The organism is Oscillibacter sp., from assembly GCF_028693505.1.
GTDB lineage: Bacteria > Bacillota > Clostridia > Oscillospirales > Oscillospiraceae > Oscillibacter.
Map to the genome: position 1 here is coordinate 50,439 of NZ_JAQUVF010000010.1, position 22,673 is coordinate 73,111.

The 22,673-nt window shown below is 57.0% G+C and carries 19 protein-coding genes and 1 pseudogene; 11 read left to right on the forward strand and 9 right to left on the reverse strand.

Features of this window, described 5'->3' with window-relative positions:
• The 6 genes from PHI30_RS04720 to PHI30_RS04745 form a co-directional block, all read right to left on the reverse strand.
• Nucleotides 1-846: a transketolase gene (locus PHI30_RS04720; RefSeq protein ID WP_300024551.1), complete on the reverse strand. Its 846-nt coding sequence runs from the start codon at nt 844-846 to the stop codon at nt 1-3.
• 137 nt (nt 847-983) lie between these two features.
• Nucleotides 984-1,499, reverse strand: coding sequence for an SLOG family protein (locus PHI30_RS04725; RefSeq protein ID WP_300024554.1), 516 nt, complete (start codon nt 1,497-1,499; stop codon nt 984-986).
• Between the two features lie 163 nt (nt 1,500-1,662).
• Complete coding sequence (locus tag PHI30_RS04730) at nt 1,663-3,009, reverse strand: glycosyltransferase (protein WP_300024557.1); 1,347 nt, start codon at nt 3,007-3,009, stop codon at nt 1,663-1,665.
• 11 nt (nt 3,010-3,020) lie between these two features.
• Nucleotides 3,021-4,163, reverse strand: a complete 1,143-nt coding sequence (locus tag PHI30_RS04735) for a DUF4317 domain-containing protein (protein WP_300024560.1) — start codon at nt 4,161-4,163, stop codon at nt 3,021-3,023.
• A gap of 42 nt (nt 4,164-4,205) precedes the next feature.
• Nucleotides 4,206-4,925: a PrsW family intramembrane metalloprotease gene (locus PHI30_RS04740; protein ID WP_300024563.1), complete on the reverse strand. Its 720-nt coding sequence runs from the start codon at nt 4,923-4,925 to the stop codon at nt 4,206-4,208.
• 86 nt (nt 4,926-5,011) lie between these two features.
• Complete coding sequence (locus PHI30_RS04745) at nt 5,012-5,839, reverse strand: RNA methyltransferase (protein ID WP_300024566.1); 828 nt, start codon at nt 5,837-5,839, stop codon at nt 5,012-5,014.
• Nucleotides 5,840-6,257: 418 nt separating this feature from the next.
• Between PHI30_RS04745 and PHI30_RS04750 the strand changes: the two genes are divergently transcribed.
• The 9 genes from PHI30_RS04750 to PHI30_RS04790 all read left to right on the forward strand — a co-directional run bounded on the left by PHI30_RS04750 (nt 6,258) and on the right by PHI30_RS04790 (nt 18,823).
• Nucleotides 6,258-11,180, forward strand: coding sequence for a PAS domain-containing protein (locus tag PHI30_RS04750; RefSeq protein WP_300024569.1), 4,923 nt, complete (start codon nt 6,258-6,260; stop codon nt 11,178-11,180).
• A gap of 118 nt (nt 11,181-11,298) precedes the next feature.
• The gene (locus PHI30_RS04755) at nt 11,299-12,390 is read left to right on the forward strand and encodes a response regulator (protein WP_300024571.1); all 1,092 of its coding nucleotides are present in this window, start codon (nt 11,299-11,301) and stop codon (nt 12,388-12,390) included.
• Between the two features lie 13 nt (nt 12,391-12,403).
• Nucleotides 12,404-13,972 carry an EAL domain-containing protein gene (locus PHI30_RS04760; protein WP_300024601.1) on the forward strand — a complete coding sequence of 523 codons (1,569 nt, stop codon included), beginning with the start codon at nt 12,404-12,406 and terminating at the stop codon, nt 13,970-13,972.
• The gene (locus tag PHI30_RS10075; RefSeq protein WP_367186332.1) at nt 13,972-14,760 is read left to right on the forward strand and encodes a response regulator; all 789 of its coding nucleotides are present in this window, start codon (nt 13,972-13,974) and stop codon (nt 14,758-14,760) included. The genes PHI30_RS04760 and PHI30_RS10075 overlap by 1 nt, the downstream gene beginning before the upstream one ends.
• A 234-nt stretch (nt 14,761-14,994) precedes the next feature.
• Nucleotides 14,995-15,549: a biotin transporter BioY gene (locus PHI30_RS04770; RefSeq protein WP_367186333.1), complete on the forward strand. Its 555-nt coding sequence runs from the start codon at nt 14,995-14,997 to the stop codon at nt 15,547-15,549.
• Entirely contained in the window at nt 15,546-16,517 is a 972-nt protein-coding gene (gene bioB, locus PHI30_RS04775) for a biotin synthase BioB (protein ID WP_300024576.1), read from the forward strand. The genes PHI30_RS04770 and bioB overlap by 4 nt, the downstream gene beginning before the upstream one ends.
• A complete protein-coding gene (gene bioD, locus PHI30_RS04780; RefSeq protein WP_300024579.1) occupies nt 16,510-17,193 on the forward strand; it encodes a dethiobiotin synthase in 684 nt (227 codons plus the stop codon). Before bioB ends, bioD begins: the two co-directional genes overlap by 8 nt.
• Before the next feature lie 11 nt (nt 17,194-17,204).
• Nucleotides 17,205-18,434 (forward strand): adenosylmethionine--8-amino-7-oxononanoate transaminase, encoded by a 1,230-nt coding sequence (bioA, locus tag PHI30_RS04785; protein WP_300024580.1) that lies wholly within the window; start codon nt 17,205-17,207, stop codon nt 18,432-18,434.
• 158 nt (nt 18,435-18,592) lie between these two features.
• Entirely contained in the window at nt 18,593-18,823 is a 231-nt protein-coding gene (locus tag PHI30_RS04790; RefSeq protein ID WP_300024582.1) for a hypothetical protein, read from the forward strand.
• A 259-nt stretch (nt 18,824-19,082) separates the two neighbouring features.
• On the opposite strand, the pseudogene PHI30_RS04795 reads toward PHI30_RS04790, so the two are convergent.
• Nucleotides 19,083-19,334, reverse strand: a pseudogene (locus tag PHI30_RS04795) (GNAT family N-acetyltransferase); the annotation flags it as partial.
• A gap of 34 nt (nt 19,335-19,368) precedes the next feature.
• Complete coding sequence (locus tag PHI30_RS04800) at nt 19,369-19,557, reverse strand: hypothetical protein (protein WP_300024585.1); 189 nt, start codon at nt 19,555-19,557, stop codon at nt 19,369-19,371.
• Between the two features lie 321 nt (nt 19,558-19,878).
• Between PHI30_RS04800 and PHI30_RS04805 the strand changes: the two genes are divergently transcribed.
• The gene (locus tag PHI30_RS04805) at nt 19,879-20,757 is read left to right on the forward strand and encodes an AraC family transcriptional regulator (RefSeq protein ID WP_300024588.1); all 879 of its coding nucleotides are present in this window, start codon (nt 19,879-19,881) and stop codon (nt 20,755-20,757) included.
• Nucleotides 20,758-20,807: 50 nt separating this feature from the next.
• On the opposite strand, the gene PHI30_RS04810 is transcribed toward PHI30_RS04805, so the two are convergent.
• A complete protein-coding gene (locus PHI30_RS04810) occupies nt 20,808-21,683 on the reverse strand; it encodes an AraC family transcriptional regulator (RefSeq protein ID WP_300024590.1) in 876 nt (291 codons plus the stop codon).
• A gap of 70 nt (nt 21,684-21,753) precedes the next feature.
• Between PHI30_RS04810 and PHI30_RS04815 the strand changes: the two genes are divergently transcribed.
• Nucleotides 21,754-22,407 (forward strand): hypothetical protein, encoded by a 654-nt coding sequence (locus tag PHI30_RS04815; RefSeq protein WP_300024592.1) that lies wholly within the window; start codon nt 21,754-21,756, stop codon nt 22,405-22,407.
• Nucleotides 22,408-22,673: the final 266 nt, after the last annotated feature.

The window sequence follows — 22,673 nt, forward strand, 5'->3', positions numbered from 1 at the left end:
TTACATTCCCTCCACTTCTGCCAGGTGAGCGGAAAGCTCTTTCATGGCAAGTTCGTACTCCTCATCGTTGGGGGCCTTTCCATGCCAGCCGGCCTGATTTTCCATGTAGCTGACGTCCTTGCCCTTGACGGTTTTCATCACGATGGCAAAGGGAACGTCCCTGGTGCTCTTGGCCTTTGCGAAGGCCGCTTCCATCTGGTCAAAATCATGCCCGTCGATCTCGGCAACCTCGAAGCCGAAGGCGCGCAGCTTTTCGGGAATGGGATAGGGGCTCATGACCTTCTCCACGCTTCCGTCGATCTGCAGGCCGTTGTTGTCAATGATGACGCACAGATTGTCCAGACGGTAGTGATGGGCAAACATGAATGCTTCCCACACCTGCCCCTCCTGCAATTCGCCGTCGCCCAGCAGTGCATAGACCCGGCAGTCCTTCCCCTGATACTTTGCCGCCAACGCCATGCCGGCAGCGGCGGAAATGCCCTGCCCCAGCGAGCCGGTGGACATATCCACCCCCGGCGTCAGGTTCATGTTGGGATGGCCCTGCAAATGGCTGCCGATATGGCGCAGGGTCAGCAGGTCCTCCTCCGGGAAAAAGCCCCGCAGCGCCAGCGCGGCGTAAAGGCCCGGCGCGGTATGGCCCTTGGACAGCACAAAGCGGTCCCGCTCCTCCCACTTGGGGTTTTGGGGATCGACCCGCAATTCCTTTTCATAAAGATACGCAAATAAATCCGCCGCAGACAGGCTGCCGCCCGGATGGCCCGCCTTGGCCGCATGGGTCCCCTTGATGACACCCATCCGCACGATGCAGGCCGCAGCCATCAGCTGCTTTTTTTCATTTGTTGTCATAAACGCCCTCCCTTTCCGGTTTTGACCGGAGATCAGTCACGTTTTTCATTATATGCGAAACCGGTCGAAAATACAATAGGAAAGACGCATCCGATTCGCCCAATTCGCCCATTCCATTGGCGGCGCAGCGCTCTTTTTCATTCGTTCCCGCTGGGGATCGGCAGGTCTACGATATCCAGTCCCCTTTGCATGGCGTACTGCATGGTATATTGGGTGCCTCCGGCAGTGCCGTCAAAGGCGGCAATCAGCAGCGAGGCGTGATCCACCATGTAGCGGTCCCGCCGCTGCATACAGGTGGGCGTGTACTTCGCCGAGACCAGCGTCTCCAGATCGCACCCTTCCACCAAGTGCTGATACCGCGCCCGTTGCGCCGCCGTCCACCCATCCGCCTGCGTGGGACAGGGCACAGCCGCCTCCACCGTGACATCCGGGTGGCGCTCGCGCAGGGCCATCACGCACTCGCAAAAATACAGGTCGCACCCCAGCGCCATGCCGCACAGGAAATGGCGGTACCCCTCCTGATAGGCGGCCTCCACCGCGTCCTGCATCCGTCGTTTCAAAAGCAGGCACCGCTGGTCCGTCTCGTCGAACCGCCACGGCAGCTTTCCGGGACGATGCCCGGTAAAGCAGCAAGTCTCCTGTCTTGCCCGCACAACACCAGCCTCCTCTTTCAGAATACGGATATTATAGAACATATGTTTGCATTTGTAAAGGCCGTTTTCCAATTTTTGGGGAGAAAGGCACTCTTCACGTCCCTTTTTTAAAAAAGCCGGGGAAGCAGGCACAGTCCCTGTGTCCGCTTCCCCATCTCACCGCTTATTGCAGCGCCCGCTGCACATTGGCGCGAATTTTTTCCACAAGCTCCCCGTAGCGCTCCAGTTCCTCCGCGCTCAGTCCCTGTGTCCGGCAGCGCTCATAGTCCTCCTGCGCAACGCACAGGTCTGCAAGGACCCGCTGGGCCGCGCTCAGACAAAGAATGCGCATCTGCCGGACGCGGCTCTTTTCCGTGGGCCGCCTCTGCCCTGTTTTTTCCTTTGGCGTCTCCACAGCGGCGGTCTGGATCAGCCCCTTGGCGGTCAACTTTTGCAGTGTGGACGCCAGGGTCCTGCGGGGAAGGTCCAGCACGTCCGCCAGATCCTTCCATGGGCCTACCCAGACCGTCTGACTCAGGTAGCGCATCAGCCGGGTCTCCTGCATGGAAAGGCCGTATTTCAGCGCCACAGTCTCCAGATAGGCCTCCAGCAGCTTGCGCTCCCGGAACGCGTCCAGCAGCTGGCCTTCCCCGGCAATGGCGGGTACGCTGATCCGCTCGTCCCCCAGCTTTTTGGACCCCGGCAGAATGGCCGGCGGCACTGCGCCGTCTCCCGCGGCCTCCACCAGAAACTTATAGACCTTCAGCCGGCTTTTCTCATAGTCCTCCTCGTCCAGAACGGTTTTGAAAAAGCGGTTGTAATATTCAAACACCGTCAGCTTCATCCGAATCGTCTCCGTGATGCTGAGACTTTGGCTGGCGAGGGAGCCCTTGGTCTTGACATAATAATAGATTGGGACCTGCAAGGCATAAAACCGCTCCGCAAAGCGGATGTACTCCAAATTGAACATGAAGTCCTCACACCAGCTGATCTCCGGGTTCATTTGCAGCCGGTGCCGTTCCACCAGCTCCCGGCGGTACAGCTTATTCCAGAGCACGCCATAGTAAAAATCCGCCGGGCGCTCCATCATGTGGGCGGCATACTCCTCCCGGGAAAGAACGGTGGTTTCCTCGATGTCCCCCTTATGCGAGACCCGGTCGCCCACCACGCGGTAGAAATCGGAGATCACCAGATCGCACTGGTGCTCCCAGGCGGTGCGGACCAGTTGGCTGGTGGCGTCCTGGGTGATCCAGTCGTCGCTGTCTAAGAATTGCAGATACGTTCCCTTGGCCTGGGCGATGCCGATGTTTCGGGTGTCGGAGACGCCGGTGTTTTCTTTATGGATGACCCGGACCCGGGGGTCCTGGCGGGCATAGGCGTCACAAAGCGCGCCGGAGCCGTCCCGACTTCCGTCGTTCACCAGCAACAGCTCAAAATCGCCGTACTCCTGCCCCAAAATGCTCTCCACGCAGCGGGCAATGGTCCCTTCCGCGTTATAAACGGGCACGATGATGCTGACTGTTGGATTCATGCCTTTCTCCTTTACACCGTCTCGGCGCCAATGTGGACGGGCACGCCATTGACCTCCACGCCCTCCTCCGCCCGAATAAGGATGTAGCGGGCGCCGTCGATCATCCGGGTCTCCACCAGATCGCCCCGGCCGGAGCTTACCCGGATGCTCACATCCGGCGTGCGCACTTCCAGCTGCTTGGTATCCACCAGATTTTTGGGGCTGAGGTCCGCGCTCTCCCCGTAGGCACCGTCGTACTGCGTCTCAAACGCCCCCACCCGGTCCGCCGGCACGCCGCAGTTTTGCAGCACCTGCCGCACGGTGCCCTTGGATACCGTCAAAGGCTCCTCCACATGGTTTGCCTTGTGCTCTTCAATCATGCTGCACAGCCGGTCATGGACTGCCTGTACTACCTGATAGCTGCAATCCTCCGAAAGCGTGTCCCCCAGAATGGATTGGAACGTCTCCCGCTGCACCGCCGCCGGCATGGGCGCGGCGGCGAGGAACACGGCATTTACAAACTGCTCGTGGGTCTGCGCTGCGTCACGGGTGTACAGCAGGGCATTGTAGAGATTGGTGCTGCGCTCATCAAAGGCGGGAAATAAAAAGCCCGTCTCCGGCGCGGACACCACCCAGTCCGCCGCCAGCGCCCGGAACTGCCGCTCGTGGACGAAGTAGCTCAGGGCCTCCTTGGTCTGCTTCACCGGGCAAACGCTGCACAAAATGTAGGAAAACGCCTCGCTGGACGCGTCGTCCTGCCGCTCCCCGTCCTTGGAGCGATAGGGCACGTCGTAGGCGTCAGAGGCCAGCAGGATCAGGTAGTTTCCCTCCATGTCCACGCTGGCGATGGCGCGCTGAAAAAAGGCCTCCACCGCCGTTTCGTCCCGCAGCTCCGACCGGCGCAGATCCATCAGCAGACGGTGCTCCTCCCCTTCCGCCACCTGCCGGGTGTCGAAGGCGATGTTCAAAAGGTTTTTCTCCAGCGTGCCGGAGAGTGTCTTTCGCAAGATCTCCAGCAGCTTGCCGCTCTCCTCCTGACTCATCAGCGCCAGAGACTGGTCAAACCGGGAGATGATCTCCCGGTTTTCATTCACATAGCAGCCGCAAACATGGGTGATCTGGCTTTTCTCCGCCCGAAAGCGGCGGCGAAGCTCTGCAATTTCTTTTTCGTTCATTAGTCTCCTCTTGCTTTCAAATTGATCTTCTTATAGGGAACTTCAAACAGGCGCGTCCGTGGCGGACTCTTTTTTGACGAGTCGATAGACCCGCATGTACATCAAAATCACAAACACCACAAAGACGGCGGAGGCCGCTCCGCTGCCGATCATGGCGCACGCATCGTAAAATCCATGGAGGAACACGGCGACAACATAGCTGCGCCGGAGATTCCGGCGGGCGCCCACCTCATCCCCGCAGTTTTCCAGCAGCTTGGCCCGTCCGTAAAACACGCCCATGAACACCGCGAAGGACATGTGCCCGGGAATGGCGCAAAGCGCCCGGGGCAGCGCCACAGACAGTCCGTACTGAAAGACATACTGGAGGTTTTCAAAGGCGGCGAAGCCCAGAGAGAGAAAGACCGCGTAGACGATCCCGTCAAAGCGGTAATTAAAATTAGGGTCCCGCCATGTCCGCCGCCGGAGAAGGTAAAATTTCATTCCCTCCTCCACCAGCGCCACCACCAAAAATGCCAGCAAAATGGTGTATACGGGGCTGCCCGGGTCCACCAGCGTGTAGAGAATGGTCTCCCCCAGTGCCTCCAGCACGCCGGAACACAGCGCCGCCACCACGCCCAGCCCCAGCAGGGCGGCCAGCAGCCCCGGCGGCTCCTTTTCCACAGTGTCGTGCTTGTAAATATACCGCAGAAGCAGCAGCGCCGGCAGCAAAGCAGCCAGAACATACACTGCAAGGATCGGCAGCAGCGGCATCATCCAAACCATATCCGCTCTCTCCTTTCGCGATTTTTCTTATTGTACTCCCCCGCAGCGCTCTTCGGCAAGATGATTTTGACAATCGCCTGCGGGCGTTACCGGGCCCGAAGCTGCCAGAACGCCACGGCGCTGGCCGCCGCCACATTCAGCGAATCCACCTGGTGGGACATGGGAATCCGCACGGTGTAATCACACGCCGCGATGGTGCGCGGGGACAGCCCGTCCCCTTCCGTCCCCAGCACGATGGCCAGTTTTTCCTCCGCCATGAGCCGCTCGTCCTCGATGCTGACAGCCTGCTCGCTCAGCGCCATGGCCGCCGTTTTGAAGCCAAGCGCGCGCAATCGCTCCATCCCCGGCTGGGGCCACTGCGCGCACGCGCTGCCGATGCGGGTCCACGGCACCTGAAAAACCGTCCCCATGCTCACCCGCACCGCCCGGCGGTACAGCGGGTCGCAGCACGTGGGCGTCACCAGCACGGCGTCTATGTTCAGCGCCGCGGCGGAGCGAAAGGCCGCTCCCACGTTGGTGGGGTCCACGATCCCCTCCAGCACCGCCACCCGCCGGGCCGTGGCGCACAGCGTCTCCACCTCCGGCAGCGGAGGCCGGCGCATGGCGCACAGCACGCCCCGGGTCAGCGGGTAACCCGTGAGCGCCGCCAGAAGCTCTTCGTCCGCCGTATAGACGGGAATCTCCCCGCAGCGAGCAAGGATTCCCGCCGCCTGCCCGGTGATGTGCCTGCGCTCCATCAGCAACGAGACCGGCTCATATCCGGCGTTCAGCGCCCGTTCGATCACTTTGGGACTCTCCGCAATGAAGATGCCCTGCTCCGCTTCCTGCCGGGAGCGCAGCTGCGCTTCCGTGAGGCGGGCAAAGGCATCCAGTTCCGGCATTGCAAAATCGGTGATTTCGATTATCGTTGGCATAAGCATCTCCTCGCAGCGTTACTGCCCCTATGATAGCACACAATGGCGCCGCCAACAATCGCCGTTGCGGAAATTCTGTCTCCGGCGAACCGGTCAACACGGCGAGTGAGGGGCAAACTCCGCCCGATGCTGCGCGAAACAGGCGTATTTGCCGCCGGCAAATGCGCTGTCTCAAAAGATACATCTACATATATATGCGTAAAAAGGCGAATTCTCTTAAAATTTGTGGTATCATACGATAAACTTGTCATAACTGGATTTATATGAGATATTTGCGGGTTGCTCCATTTTGGCGCGCCAAGGCGCGGTGCGGATATCTTAGTAGGGAGTGGACGGAATGGGCAGTACACTACAACTTTTAAAGTCCTTTTGCGTCTTTGATTTTGCACAGAGGGACTGTGAACAGGCACTTTCTCTTTTGACAGAGGATATTTGCTGGTTTGGAACCTCCGACCACGAGGATATCCATACAATTGCAGAGGCACGGGACTATATTTCCGACGAAATTGCGCTCATGCCGCGTCCTTATGAAATGACCTTTACCTCGGAGGCAGATATCCGGACCGGGGAAACCTCCGGCACGGCCCTGCTGCGCATGACGATTGCCAATGCGGGCATCTCCATTGCAGTGCGGGCAACGGCGTCCTCCCGGCTGGAAAACGGGCAGGAAAAGCTTTGCTGCATCCACTTCTCCGTGTCGGACCCCGCCCAGCAGCCCCAGGAGTATTACCCGGTTGCGGTCAATCGGAAAAAGCTTGCCAATGCGAGAATCCAGCTGGTGCAGTCCACCATGGCGGGCGGCTTGATTGGCGGCTATATGAAGCCCGGCTTCCCCTTCTACACAGTGGGAAAGCGGATGCTGGAATACCTTGGGTATGCCGACGAGGCTGATTTTGTGGCGGACATTGGCGGTCTCATCATCAACGGGATTCATCCCGAGGATCGCGCTTGCGTCTATGCAGCCGTTGAAAAGCAGCTGCAAGCGGGCGACCAGTATGCCGTGGACTACCGGCTGCGCAAAAAGGACGGAAGCTACATCTGGGTGCATGACATCGGCCGAAAAAACGCGGATGCAGACGGCCAGCCCGTCATCCTTTCCGTTTGCTACGATATTACCGAGGAACACCAAAAGCAGGCGCAGCTGGACAACCTCATCAATGCGCTGCCCGGCGGCGTTGCGCTCTATCGTCTGGCAGACGGCCGCTTAGAGGTGCTCTATCATTCCCGCGGGGTTGGTGCGCTCTCCGGCCGGACGCCGGAGGAGTATGCGGAATTGATGCTGGGCGGCGGGAAAGACTCCATTTATCCCGAGGATGCGGACAAAGTATTTTCCGCCATTGAGAAAGCGGCCCAAACGGAGGAGACGGTTTCCCTCGACTATCGTGTGCCGTGCCGAACGGGGGGCTGCACCTGGATCAGCGGCAGCTTTAAACGGGCGGGTATGGATCGCGGCTGCCCCATCGTTCACGCCGTCTTTACAGAAATGGCGCAGATGCGGGAACTGCTGGGTGACATTACGGAGAATTCCGGCGTGGCCGTCATTGTCAGCGACAATACGACCCGGGAACTGCTGTATGTCAACCGGGAGGCGCTTGCCGTCTGCGGGAAAACCGACCGCAACTACGAGGGGCAGGTATGCTATGCGTACCTTTTTGGCCGCGACACGCCCTGTGAAAATTGCAGAGGGCTGTGCGCGGAACACTTTGAAGCGCAGGCAAGGGAGATCTCCATCGCCGACCGCTATTACATGGCGCAGGGGCGGCTTGTCAGCTGGGCGGGACGGCAGGCCCACATCGAATACCTCACCGATATCAGCGAGACGAAGTATGCGCAAAAAAAGCTCCTTGAGATGCTGCAAAATGTTGCCTGCGGCATTGTGGTAAGCCGTGCAAATCCCATAAATCACACCTATGAAGTTCAGTACATGAACGAGGGCTTTTGCAAGCTGTTTGAGGATACGGAAGAAGCGCTGCGCGTGCGTTATCGCACAGACCTTACGGTGGGCGCACACCCGGAGGATGTGGAAAAAATCCGAAAAATGGCGGCAGAGCTGTCACGGACCATGTCCCACGCCGAAGGCACGCTGCGCTTTCTCTTCCCCGGCGGGCGGGTCAAGTGGCTGCGGCTGGAGGTCAACGCCGTGGCGCAGCCGGACGGGATGATGGCCACCTATGCCAGCTACTATGACGTCACCGCTCAGGTGCAGCAGGAACAGCAGCTGCGGGACGTGATCCATAACGTCCCCGGCGGCGTGTGCCTTTATCGCTGGGACGGCAGAAAGCTCCACCCGCTCATTGTCAGCGAGCAGTTTTCCGCCCTGCTGGGCGAGGACGCCAGGCGCCGCATGGCGGAAACGACGGGCACGCAATACATCCATGTTCACCCGGATGATCTGCCGGGACTGCAGCGTGCCATTGCAAAGACCTTTGAAGAATCCGGAAAGATCGAATACACCTATCGTTCGCGCAACAAAAAGACCAACGATTACCGCTGGATCTACATGCAGGGTGTTGCCGTGGCGCAGGCGGACGGGACGCAGCTTGCCTATGTGAGCTATACGGATGTGACCGACCAGCATCTTTTGACGCAGAAGCTGCGCGCCAGCGAGCGGGCGTTGGACTTCGCCACCGAGGAGGCGGGCTTCTGGTATTGGAGATACGATCCCGCGCTGGACTGCGCCTATTTTAACGAACGCTCTATGCGGGATTTCGGGCTGCCTCCGGTGCTGGAGAATTTTCCGCAGTCCTGGCTGGACACGGGCTTCCTTTTCCCGGAATACGCGGACTGCTATCGCGCCTGCGTACAAAAAATCAAAGAGGGCGAACCGCAGGTGCGCTTTGAAGCGAGAATCCGGGATCTGCGGGGCGAGACGCACTGGACAGAGTTCCGCTTCTCCAGTCTGCCCGACGAGCACGGCAGGCCCGGTCTTGCCGTCTGCACCGGACGCATCATTGACTATGAAAAAGCGCTGCTGGAAAAATACGAGCTGGAAAAGCAAAAGCCCTCTCTGGGCGAAAAGGATTTGCTGTTCCATGCCATCTTCAATCTGGATACCGGTGAAACCACGGATTACGGCTTTACCGGCGGGACGCAGCCTTTAAGCGGCGACTACACGACGTTTGAATCGGCCATCAGCCACGTTGCGGACTCTATCATCGACGCGGACGCAAAAGCAAAATTTCTGGAGATGAACAGCGCCTCGTACCTGAAAGCGCAGGTACAGCAGGGCAACATCTCCCTTTCCATGGACTACCGCAGGCGGCTGCCCGACGGAAGGCTTCTCTGGGTGCGCAACATTTTACACCCGGTCAGCGCCCCCAACACCAAGCACCTCATGCTTTTTGAATACTGCTATGATATTCACGCGCAGAAAATGGCGGAAGAGGTCTTGCACTCCGCAACCACCTACGACTACGAGCGGATCGCAAGCGTGGATTTTGTCGCAGGAACGATCATCCCCTACGGCGATATTGACGCTCTGCCCTCCGGCGGTCCCTTTGATTACGACACGGTGCTCAGAGACTATGCCAGCAGCACCGTGATACCGGAGGAGCGGGCGCAGTTTATGGAAAACTCCGCGCCAGAAACAGTGGCCGCCCACGTGGCAAAAGAAAACTCCTATGATTTCACCACCAAAATCCGCAAGGCGGACGGCTCCGTCGGCGTTGTCAAGACCCGCTTTGTGCCGTATGACGCGGCCCATCAAATTTACATCATGGCCCGAACGGACGTCACCGATCTGCTGCATGGCGAAGAGGTCAAAAACGCTGTGCTGCAAGAGGCTCTGGAGGTGGCGCAGCAGGCCAACAGCGCCAAATCCGACTTCCTTGCCGCCATGAGCCACGACATTCGAACCCCCATGAATGCCATTGTGGGCATGTGTGAGCTTGCCATTGCGGACGAAAACGACCACGGGCAGGTGCACGAGAGTCTGAAAACCATTCAATCCTCTTCCCAGCTGCTGCTCTCGCTGATCAACAACATTCTGGACATGAGCCGCATTGAAAGCGGAAAGATGGTTTTGACCAACGAGCCTTTTTCCCTGACGCAGGAAGTCGCCAAAACCACGCAAAGCTACAAAATTTTGGCCGCCCAGAAAAACCAAACCTTCCAGCTGCATTTGAACATTAAGCACGACTGCTGTTCCGGCGATATCGGGCGCATCCACAGCGCGCTGGACAACATTCTCTCCAACGTCATTAAATATACGCCTGCGGGCGGCACGGTGACTTACCGCGTTTCCGAGATCGCTTCCCAAAAGCCGGACCTTGGCTGGTATCGGTTTGAGATTTCCGACACGGGAATGGGCATCAGCGAGGAAAAGCAAAAGCATTTGTTTGAGCCGTTCTATCGCGGGCAGGATGCAGCCACCGCAAAAATTGAGGGCACGGGCCTGGGTCTTTCCATTACAAAAGCCATTGTGGATCTCAAGGGCGGAACCATTTCCCTCAAAAGTACGGAGGGGGTGGGCACCACCTTCGTTGTGGAACTGCCGCTGCATTTCGCGTCCGGAGCCGGTGAGCCGGTCCAGCAAAAGAGCAGTGGGGACCGGGCAGGTCCGTACGATCTCTCCGGCCTCCGCATCCTGCTGTGCGAGGATCACCCCGTCAACCAGAAGGTGGCAGCCAGAATACTGGAAAAGGCCGGCGCATCGGTGCAGATCGCTGAAGACGGGCAAGCGGGCTATGAGGCCTTCTTAACCCAGCCCAGCGGTGCCTTTGACATCATTCTCATGGACATTCGCATGCCCAGAATGGACGGCTATGCGGCGACACGCGCGATCCGCGAGAGCAATCATCCCCAGGCAAAAACGATCCCCATTGTCGCCATGACCGCAAACGCGTTTTCCGAAGATGTGCAAAGAAGCCGGAAGGTCGGCATGAACGCGCATCTGGCGAAGCCCATCGTTCCCACGCAGCTTTACGAAACGGTTTCGCGCCTTGTCGGAAGTCGGTCGCAGCGGAAAGCTGCGAAGGTGCTGTTTGTGGATGATGTGGAGCTGAACATCGCGGTATTGACTGCCGCTATCAGCGACGAGTACGAGGTATTTGTGGCAAGAAACGGCGCCGAGGCGCTGGACACGCTGGAGAGCAATCCGGACATTGCCGCCGTCATCACCGACATCATGATGCCGGAAATCGACGGGTTTACCCTCATCAAAACCATTCGCGCCAACCCCCGCTATAACCGCGTGGCACTTCTTGCCAACACGCAGTACGGCGACGCCAAGCAGGAAGAAGCGCTGCTGGCTCTCGGCGCAGATGACTTTCTCTATAAACCCACAACCAGTGCGCTTGTGCAAAGCCGCCTGAAATCGGCCCTGCGCAAATACCGGCAGTAACGCCCCTTCCCCGCCGAAAGCCAAACGCTTCTGTACAATGCGTTTCGGAAATATGCCGGGTCTTGCTATGCAGAAAAACGCGTCTCCCCTATCAAAAAACGCAGCAGGTGGTGATGTCATGAACGACTCCCTTCATACCGTACTGATCGTGGATGACAACGAAGTAAATCGAAAAATCCTTTTTCGGATCTTACAGGACGAGTACCTTGTTTTGCAGGCCGAAAACGGAGCGCAGGCCCTTGACCTTTTGCGCACTTCCCCGCAAAAGGTCTCCGCAGTCCTGCTGGATTTAATCATGCCCGTTATGGATGGATACGCCTTTTTGCGTGCGCTCAAAAACACCCCGGTCTACGGGATTCCCGTCATTGTCACCACGGGGAACAGCGCCCGGGAAAGCGAGCAGCAGACGTTCAATTTGGGGGCGTGGGACTTTGTTCCAAAGCCATATGACCCACAAATTCTAAAATATCGTCTGCAAAGCGCCATTGCCCGCAGTGAAAGCGTCGCTTTGCAAAAAATGAAGCATATGTCGGAGCACGACGCCCTTACCGGGCTGCACAATCGCACCAAGTTTTTTGAGGAAACGCGGCTGATGTTAAATGCCAACCCCTCGCTTCATTTTGCGTTTGTAAGATTCGATGTAGACCGTTTTGCGCTGATCAACACCTTCTTCGGCAACGCGGAGGGAGACCGGCTGTTAAAATACATTGCGGAGCACCTGACGCGCTCGATCATGCAAAATTTCACCCACATCACCTACGGACGAATTGAAGCGGACGAATTTGCTTTTTGCTGCGCTTACGAGGATCTGTCCCTTTTGCAGGCGCTGATTCAGCAGTCCATTTACGACTCAAAGCAGTACCCGCTCGCATTTGAGATCGTTCTCACCTTCGGGATCTACCTTGTTTCCGACCGCTCAATTTCTCCCCGCCAGATGCTGGACAACGCCAATCTGGCCTCCAAGCAAGTAAAAGGGCATTACAGCAATCACATCTCGTTTTATGATGAAGAAATGGGCAGAATGCTGATTGCCGAGCAGGAAATTGTCAACGAGATGAACCACGCGCTTCAGGATGGGCAGTTTAGCATCTATGTGCAGCCCAAATACGACCTGCACACCAATTTGCCTGCCGGGGCCGAGGTGCTTGTCCGCTGGATGCATCCCGACAAGGGAATGATCCCCCCCCGGCAAATTCATCCCCATCTTTGAAAAGAACGGGTTCATTGCAAAGCTCGATTACGACGTATGGGAGAAGGCCTGCTGCCTTTTGGAGCACTTGGCCCAAAGCGGTCTGCCGCCCCTCCCCCTTTCCGTCAACGTTTCCAGAGTGCATTTGTACAACCCGCATCTATCGGAGATTTTGTGTGAAATCACAGACAGGCACCATGTGCCCCACGCACTTTTCAATTTGGAGGTGACGGAGAGCGTTTACACGGAGCATCTCGCGGTCATTCAGGAGAGCATCTCCACCCTGCATCAACACGGTTTTTTGGTGATGATGGATGACTTCGGCAGCGAATACTCCTCCCTCAACGTGCTCAAGGACGTGGAATTCGATGTGCTCAAAATCGATATGCGGTTTTTTGAGGATTCTGCAATCAAGGGGCGGAAAGAAAACATCATCGCGTCTGTAATCCGTATGGCGAAGTGGCTGCGCCTGCCCACAATTGCGGAGGGCGTGGAAACCAAAAAGCAGGTGGACTTTCTGCGGGATTTGGGCTGCGAGTATGTGCAGGGGTATTATTTCGCAAAGCCCATGCCCGTTTGCGAGTATGAGGCCCTGCTCGCCTCGGACATAAAGCAGCTCCCCCGGGAAACGTCCCCCTTCTCCGTCAATGAGCTTTGGAAAAGCAACGACCAGATCGAGCTGATGTTTTCCGTCGTGCCGCAGCCGATGGTTCTTTTTGAGTTTAACGGCAATCAATTTGAACTGCTTCGCGTCAATCAAAAGTACTTTGACCTTTTTGGATACGATAATTTTTCCAGCAACTCCCTTCACTGGGAATCAATATTGTCGCCAAAGTACAAAGAGGTCATCTCATCCTCCGTTCAGACGGCAATTGGCCGCAGGGGCGAAAGCGCATGCGACTATCTGCGAGAGTATCAGGACGGCACACGGCGGTGGATTCACGTTCATTATAGATACGTCAACCAAATCGGCGGCCGCCACATTTTACTGGGGACCTTTTCGGATATCACTTCCGAGGTGCAGACAAAGGAGACTCTGGCGTGCTGTCAGGAGCGGCTGGCGCAGCTTGAAGCGGCGTGCAGCGAGGCTCTGACGCTTTCCAGAAGGGACAGCCTGACCGAAGTCTATAACCGGACGGCAGCCGAGGAACTCGTCAACGAATATCTGCATGCTCATCCGGCGGAGCCCTCCGGCTTTTTGATGCTGGATCTGGACAACTTTAAACGCATCAACGACACCTACGGTCACATTTGCGGCGACGCGGTTTTGAAAGAGACATCTCAGCTTCTGCGGGCGTTTTTCAAAAACGGAGAAGTTGTGGGACGTCTGGGCGGAGACGAGTTTGTCGTCTTTCTGCCGGATGTCCGGAGCGAACAGCTTTTACTCAGCAAGGCCCAAGCACTGAGCCGCGCACTGTCACAGCACGAACTGACCGATAGAAAAATTGGAATAACCATTACAATCGGCGCTTGTATTTCTGATAAAGACTGCTCCTTTGCGGATCTATACAGCAGGGCCGACAAGGCATTATACAAGGCCACGCGAGCAGGTAAAACGCAGACAAGGCTTTATCACGAAAACGAAGAAGGGGCACATTTATAATGGGATTCAAGATTGAAGAGATCAGGCGCATATACGACAACAGTCCTGTGGCGTTTTGCGTCATGCAGGCGATAACAGGCCAAACCGCCAACATTGAGGACTTTGTCTTTCACTATGCAAATGCGGCTCTCGCAGCACTGGTTGGCCGCAGCGTGGACGAATTGACGGGGCATACATTCTACTCCATCTTTAAAGAACATAACGAAAAACGGCTGCGCATCTGCGGGGACGTGGCGCAAAACGGCGGGTCGAACACCTACACCGGATATAGCGCCGAGATCAAAAAGTACATCTGCTCGCAGTTCTACCAGCTTGAAGCGCTCTATTGCGGCTGTCTGCTGATAGACGTCCCTGTTCCGCAGGAGACCCAAGAGCAGATCGAACAGTACACACAGGACATTTCGGCGCTTCATAACCAGCTCGCGCTTTACCGCTCCTCCCACATCGGCGGCGTGTACTCCGTCAGAATTCTTGTCCAGCACGCAGAAAACGGGCAGGTTGCCGTTTCGTTGTTCGGAGCATCGGCCAACAATTATTTTGACGCCATCCTCATGGATATCCGTATGCCCCAAATGGACGGCTTGACAGCCGCGCGGGCCATCCGGGCCATGGATCGGCCCGACGCAAAATCCGTTCCGATCCTTGCCATGACCGCCAACGCCTTTGATGAGGACGTTGAGAAATCCAAGGCCGCCGGCATGAACGCGCATCTTGCAAAGCCCATCGAACCGCAGCAACTATACCAGACGCTCTCTGACTTCATTTGTGAAAGAGCGCAGCGCGGCTGATCGCTTCCAAAGCGCCTTTCTCTCTAAGCGCGGAGAAAACCTTCCGCCTTTCATGAATCAGAAAAAGCAGGACGCCCCGACAGAACACAGATTCTGTCGGGGCGTCCTGCTTGCTCCACGGGAAAGCGCGCTTCCTCCGCCGCTCTATTGTCAACTATAATTTTACATATGGTTGACAATCAAAAAAGAATGTGCTAGCCTAGTTGTAAACTTAAATAGCAAGGAATGTTTACAATGAATCGAACGAAAAATCTGGTGCTGGTCAGCCTCTTTGCAGCGCTTATTGCGGTGGGGGCCTTCATTCGAATCCCCGTCCCCGTGGTGCCGTTTACGCTGCAATTTCTGTTCACGACGCTGGCCGGTACCCTTTTAGGCGCAAGGCTTGGCGCGCTGAGCGTACTCTCGTATCTGGCGCTGGGACTGTTCGGCCTTCCGATTTTTGCCGGCGGCGGCGGTCCGGCCTATATTTTGCAGCCGACCTTTGGATATTTGATCGGTTTCGCGGTGGGCGCTTTCGTGACCGGGGCCCTTACCTCTCTCAGCCCTGACCGCAGCGTAAAACGATTATTCGTGGCCAATCTCGCCGGTCTTTTAATGGTGTATGCCTTTGGTCTGCTCTATTGCTGGTGCATTTACACAGTTTATATTGGGACGGGCATCGGGCTGTGGGTCTTATTCCTGCACGGCTTTTTACTGACGTTTCCCAGCGATCTCGCGCTCTGCGCCGTTGCGGCGATTCTCGGAAAACGCCTGATTCCCCTTGTAACGAAAGGAGCGACAGCACGATGAGCAAGACAACTGCATTGAAAAACCGAATTCTTCAGGGCGAGCAACCGGACCGGGAATCGCTTTTGCTTCTTTGTGATGCCCCTCTGGAGGAACTCTCTCAGGCGGCGGATGAAATTCGGGCGCATTTTTGCGAGAACGGATTTGATCTTTGCACCATCATCAACGGAAAGTGCGGGCGGTGCTCGGAGGACTGCAAATACTGCGCCCAGTCCATCCACTATCAAACGCAAATTGAGGAATATCCGCTGCTGAGCACCCCCGAGCTTGTGCGGCAGGCCCGGTACAACGCGGAGCGGGGCGTGCTGCGCTACTCCATCGTCACCTCCGGCAGGAAGCTCGGCGACGCGGAGGTAGCGCAGGTGTGCGAGAGCATCCGCGCAATCAAAGCCGCCGTGGACATTGAGGTGTGCGTTTCCTTTGGTTTGTTGGACCGGCAGGCATTTCAAAAAATCAAGGATGCCGGCGCCAGCCGCGTCCACTGCAATCTGGAAGCCTCCGAACGCTATTTCCCAAAGGTCTGCACCACTCACACCTACCGCGAAAAGATCGAAACGCTGCTCTCGGCCCGCTCCGTCGGCCTTTCCATTTGCAGCGGCGGCATCATGGGGCTGGGGGAAACCATGGCGGACCGGATCGACATGGCGCTTACCCTGCGGGAGCTGGGCGTAAAGTCCGTACCCGTCAATTTTTTGAATCCCATCCCCGGCACACCCTTTGCGGCGAACGCCCCCCTCTCAGACGAGGAAAAGCGGCGTATTGTGGCCATTTACCGTTTCGCCCTGCCGGACGCCTCCATCCGCTTAGCGGGCGGGCGGGGTCTGATCGCCGACAAGGGCGAAGCGTGCTTCCGCTCCGGGGCCAACGCGGCCATCTCCGGCGATATGCTGACCACAGCGGGAATTACCATTGAAACGGACCGGCAGCTGCTTGACCGGCTGGGGTATGAGGTGAGAATCTGGAATGAGTAAAAATCTTTTTGTCACCGGCACGGGGACCGACGTGGGCAAGACCTTTGTTTCCGGCTTGATCGTGAAAAAGCTGCACGAGGACGGAAAGAAGGTTGCCTATTTCAAAGCGGCCATGAGCGGGAACGTCCGATGCGAGGACGGGACCTTGCTCCCCGGAGACGCCGCCGCCGTAAAGGCGGTGTCCGGGATCAAGCAACCCATCGAATCCATGTGCCCCTATGTTTACGAGACGGCGGTGTCTCCCCACTTGGCGTCCAGACTGGAGGGAAACCCCGTGCGTCTCCCAGTCGTGAAGGCCGCCTTTGCGCGGTTGTCGAAGGAATACGACTATGTGGTCGTGGAAGGCAGCGGCGGGATTTTGTGCCCCCTCCGTTTTGACGGGGAAACATTGCAGCTGGAGGACGTCATCCGGGAGCTGGCCCTTCCCTGCGTGATGGTGGCGGATGCGGGGCTTGGGACCATCAACGACGTTGCCCTCACAGCGTTTTACATGAAGGCAAAGCACATTCCGCTCAAGGGAATCCTATTCAATCATTTCCACGCGGGAGACAGGATGGAAGAGGACAATCTCCGCATGTGCGAGTACCTGAGCGGAGAGCAGGTACTCGCCTCCGTCGCGGACGGCGACCATACGCTCTCCATCAGCCCGGACGCTTTGGAAGCACTGTTTGCGTGAGGTGAATCGACATGATCTGGTATCCCTACCAACAAATGAAAACCATGCAGCCGCCCATCAAAATTCGTCGTGCGGAAGGTGTTTTCCTTTACACAGAGGACGACGCCAAGCTCATTGACGGCGTATCCTCCTGGTGGAGCACGATCCACGGCTACCACCACCCCGTTTTGGACAGCGCCATCCACACGCAACTGGACAGCTTCGCCCACGTGATGCTGGGCGGGCTGACCCACGAACCGGCAGAGCGTCTGAGCGAAAAGCTGCAATCGTGGCTGCCGGGCGATCTGGACTACTGCTTTTTTTCCGACTCCGGCAGCGTTGCGGTAGAGGTCTCCTTGAAAATGGCGCTTCAATATTACATGAACCGGGGCGACACCCGGCGCACCATGGTTCTGTCTTTGGAGCACGCCTATCACGGCGACACTTTTAAGGCGATGGAGGTAGGCGACGACGAAGATTATCATTTCGTCCTGAGCGCCTACGGCAAAAGCCCTCATGTGGTCCATATCCCCACGGAAATTGCCGCGCTGGAGCAGGCGTTTGCCCTCTATGGCAATCAGCTCAACTGCATGATCGTGGAGCCGCTGCTGCAAGGGGCCGGCGGAATGCGGATGTACGACGTTTCTTTTCTGGAGCGCGCCCGCCAGCTTTGCGACGCTCGCGGCGTTCTGCTGATTTTTGACGAAGTAGCCACTGGCTTTGGCCGAACCGGCAATCGCTTTGTTGCCGATCTGGTCCTTCCGGATATTCTGGTACTTGGCAAGGCCCTGACGGGCGGCTATATCGGCCACGCGGTGACGGTTGCCAACGAAAAGGTATTTGAGGGCTTTTACAGCGATGACCCGGGCCATGCGCTGATGCACGGGCCCACCTTTATGGGAAACGCGCTGGCGTGCAGTGTGGCTTTGAAATCCATCGAGCTTTTTGAAAACGAACACTATCTGGAAAAAGTCCGGAATATCGAGCGGATCACGCGGCGGGAGCTGGCAAATTTTTCCGACCCGCGCATCAAGGAGATCCGCATCATGGGCGGATGCTCCTGCATTGAGGTTCTGGACGCCAAAACGCTGGAGGGCTTCAAGGAATTTGCTTATCAGCGAGGCGTCTTTCTTCGCCCGTTTTTGAACTACCTCTATACAATGGTGCCCTATATCATAGAAGAAGCTGAGCTGGTGCAGGTATTGCAGGTGATGAAGGACTGGTTTAGGCGCAGCGGGGCGGATTCCTCTTCCAACGTATAAAGAACGGTAAACGCCGGGGACCGTGGACGAACGTCCATGGTCCCCTTCTTCGCTTCCCTGCGGCCCCCCTCACAGGCATGGCGATTGCCATTTTCACATCCTTCCCTTCTCCGGAATAAACTGTCCTGTACCACAAATCCAGATAGGGGGTAACAACAATGGAAACAGCCTCATGCACAACCATGTGCGCAACCGTTCGTGAAGTTTGTCCCTGCCATTTGCTCGTGTGCGACCACAGCACGGATCAGGAGGTACTGGTTCACACGCCAGAGGCCTGCTGCTTCTCCTGCGGTGAATGCGTATGCATCCATTTTAGCGGCGCCATGACCATGAGCATCCCGCCTCAGATCACCGCAACCTGCATTCACCGGGTAAACCGCTGCTGCTGATTTGCCGGTCCTACCCCGTCACGTTGGTGAAGGCGTGTCCAAAGCCCGGAGCTCAGGCTTCCGCTTTTTTCCGTTTTTTCTTTTAACCTGACACAAACCCCCCTGCAACCTTACGGTTGCAGGGGGTCTTTCAGGTCTGGCCAAACGGCGCGGACAATCTCTTTTTATTTTGGACCGTGAGAGGGCGGAAAAGCAAACACGACGCTCTGCCTAAGCGTGCAGGTATTTGGATTTTCCCGCTGTCCTTGTAAGGGGCGGTTGCCCACAGGCAATAGATGTACAAAAAGTTTTCGCCGACAATCGGCACCCACGCGGTCTCCAACGGCGCATATTCGATAAACACGCAGCCTTTATCATTCAGCTTGCGAAAGACGTGCCCCTCGCCCAGCCGCTGGGCCAGCCACTGCCGCTTGGCCTCCACGCCGGGGTGGGGTTTTTTGCTGCGGATGATGCAGCAAAGGTGCTCGACGGCAAGGTTTTCCGGGGTTAAGTTGATAAAATCAGCATTCAAATGGTTCATATTGCTATCCCCTGTCCAATCCGCTTTACTTCGTCAGATTCAAGCCGCGGTCTCCAAGTTCCAAGCTGCCGTCCATCAAAGAAATAAACGGCGAGAACTCCATCCGCTCGTTCTGATAGGTCAGCGCAATGGTCGCGTCGGAGACGATATCGCTGAGATTGCATTGCACCAAAAACGGATGGCAGACGCTCTCCTCGAACACCAAGCTGCTCACAGACAAATTCAATATAATCAACGGTTGTTGCCATGGCGCACCCCTCCAACTTGCTTTTTTTAGTATACCATGACCGCAGGTCATGGTATACTATGCCATCGGCGCGTCCCCGCGCCGGGCTTAAATTTCAGCGCTTGCCCGCAGAGCGGGCAAATGCGCGTATGATAACTGCTTTGCAGTTATCATACCACGGATTCTCGCAGTTTTACAGCGTCTTTCCATCGCGTTTTCGTCCATCCTGTGATAGGATCAGAGCAAGAAACGTCGAGAAATCCGGCGCACCCCTGTGATAGAATCTCCGTAAGAAGGGAGGGAAACGGAATGGACGAGAAAACGCTGGCCGTCCAGCGGATGCAGGACTATATCGCATCTCACCTGGCGGAGCCGATCACGCCGGCCAAGCTCGCGGAGGCGGCGCACTTTTCGCCGTGGTATGCCGCGCGCATCTTCCGGGAGCTGACCGGACTTGCCCCCGCCGACTACCTGCGGCGGCTGCGGCTCTCCAAGTCCGCGCTGCGGCTGCGGGATGAAAAGCTGCGCGTGATCGACGCGGCCTACGACCTCGGCTTTGAGAGCGTGGACGGCTACCAGCGGGCGTTTCGCCGGGAGTTCGGCTGCAACCCCAAGGAATACGCCCTGCGCCCCGTTCCGCTCCCTCTGTTCACCGCTTACGGCGTCAAATTTCGGGAAGTGAGACGGAAGGAGAAACAGACGATGGAAAACGTAAAAAGCATTTTTATTCAGGTCGTGGAAAAGCCTGCGCACAAGGTTCTCATCCGGCGCGGCATCAAGGCGGCGGACTACTTCGCCTACTGCGAGGAGGTCGGCTGCGACGTGTGGGGCGTGCTTACCAGCGTGAAGTCCCTCTGCGGCGAGTCCGTGTGCCTGTGGCTGCCGGAAAAACACCGCGCCGGAAAGTCGGAGTATGTGCAGGGCGTGGAGGTGGAGACCGACTACGATGGCCCAGTGCCGGAGGGGTTCGACGTCATCGACCTGCCTGCGGCGACTTACCTCATGTTCCAGTCCGAGCCCTTCGCCGAGGAGGACTACTGCGAGGCCATCGAGGCGCTGCAATCGGCGATGGAGCGGTATGAGCCGTCGGTCATCGGCTATGTCTGGGACGACACAAGTCCCCGCATCCAGCTGGAACCCCGCGGCGAGCGCGGGTACATTGAGCTGAAAGCCGTCAGAAAAGCGTAAACAAAAAGCCGCCGGAGCAAGTAGCTCCGGCGGCCTCGTTTCGTTCTGCCTTACACTTTTTCTTTGACCGCGATCCAGATCTCGCAGGTATAGTCCGGGTTCTGGGTGTCCGCCGAGGGATAGACCTCCAGCTCCACGCCCTGCCCGTACTCGTAGTTGCTCTGGGGGAAGAACTCCGTGCAGATGCGCTTATAGGTGTCCTTGAAGGCGTCGGGCATTTTGCCGCGGCAGGTGAACACCGCGTAGGTGTAGGCCGGGATCTCCACGATGTCCAGCCCAGCGTCGGTCAAGGGCGCACCGTTATATTCCGCGCCGATGCCGTAGGGGAAGCGGTCGTCCGCCAGCTCGTCCGAAAAGCAGACGCCCAGCACGCCGTGATAGGTGTCAAACTTGCCGTACCGGCAGATTTTGTCCATCGTGCCGTCCGTGCTGACCTCGTTCCAGAACGCGGAGATGTCCGCCGTGGCGGTGTCGCCCTGAGGCTTTGTGACCTGCTTCTTTTTGCAGATGAGCTTGCATGCGTCTTTCTTTTCAATTCTGTAATCCATGGTTGTTCCTCCCGCTAAAATCAGTTTTACGGAGAGTCGGGAGAAGGATTTGACGCTCCCGCCGTGCCGCGCCTGGGTGGGCGTGACGCCGTGGAAGCGGGTGAATGCGCGGGAAAAGCTCTCGGGCGTGTCGTAGCCATACCGATACGCAATGTCGATGACCTTGTCGTTTGTGCGCATCAGATCCTCAGCGGCCAACGCCAGACGCCGCATCCGAATGTAGTCGCCCAGCGTAAAGCCGCAGAGCATCGTGAACATCCGCTGGAAGTGAAACACCGATGAGGCAGCCTGCCTCGCCGCCGCTTCATAGTCCACCTCGCCCGCGAGATGCGCCTCGGTATAGTCCAGCGCCCGCTGGATTCCCGTGATCCAATCCATTCTCAGGCCTCCTTCCGTATGAGCTGATTCTATTGCAGTCCGCTGGGACCTTCATGACTTTCCGTGCGGTGTGGTGACAGGAGAAATCCTTCAGGCGTACAGGGCGGCGATCTGCTATACATTTGCCACCCTGTCGCTGCAAAACGGTATGGATGTGAAAACCCTCTCTGCCATGCTGGGGCATGTGTCGGCATCCACCACGCTGGACATCTATACCCACATTACGGACGATATGCGCCACTCTGCTGCCGCCAGCATCGACCGGGGCATCGGCAAGGCAGAACCCAAGCAGGACAATCCTGAGGCCACGCCCGCAGAGTCGGAAGCACCGAGGATGACCGACTTCAAACCCTATCAGGGCTGCAAGCGCAAGCCCGGTACCGGCTGTGTCAGTGAACTCAATGACCACCTGTTTGAGGGGCGCTACTCACCCATGTGGAAGGACGGCAAAAGGCGCTCCCGCAATGTCTACGCCCAAACCCGCGGGGAATGTGAGGAAAAGCTGAAGGTGCTGATCGTGGAGATGAAGAAGGAAATTGCCGATATCAAGTCCGGTAAAAATCCCCATAATATTCCGGGCGGAAAGAGTAAGAAGAAAGCTATCGCCGCCTACATGCGTACCAACCCGCAGGTCACGAACAAGGCTGAAATTGTGAGAGAATCCGGCGCCAGCCGCTGGACGGTGCAGAAGTATTACGATGAAATACGCAAGAGCTCTGGCTGAACACACCAATATGACCATTCAGAATCAGCGCAATAGTAATTTGTCAAAACGCCGTGGGGTCGTTGGGATTCCACGGCGTTGGTCTGCGTACAAATAATGTTAAACACTTGCAGAGGCACTCTCAACCTGTTACAATATGGTTCCAAACGCTCGAAAATTCGGTAGCAAATGTATGTCAAATAAGGAGACGGCACTTTCTTCTGGCCAAAATCCCAGTCCTTTAATTTCAAATACACCGATTCAGGCGTAAAAAAGCCTTCTTTATC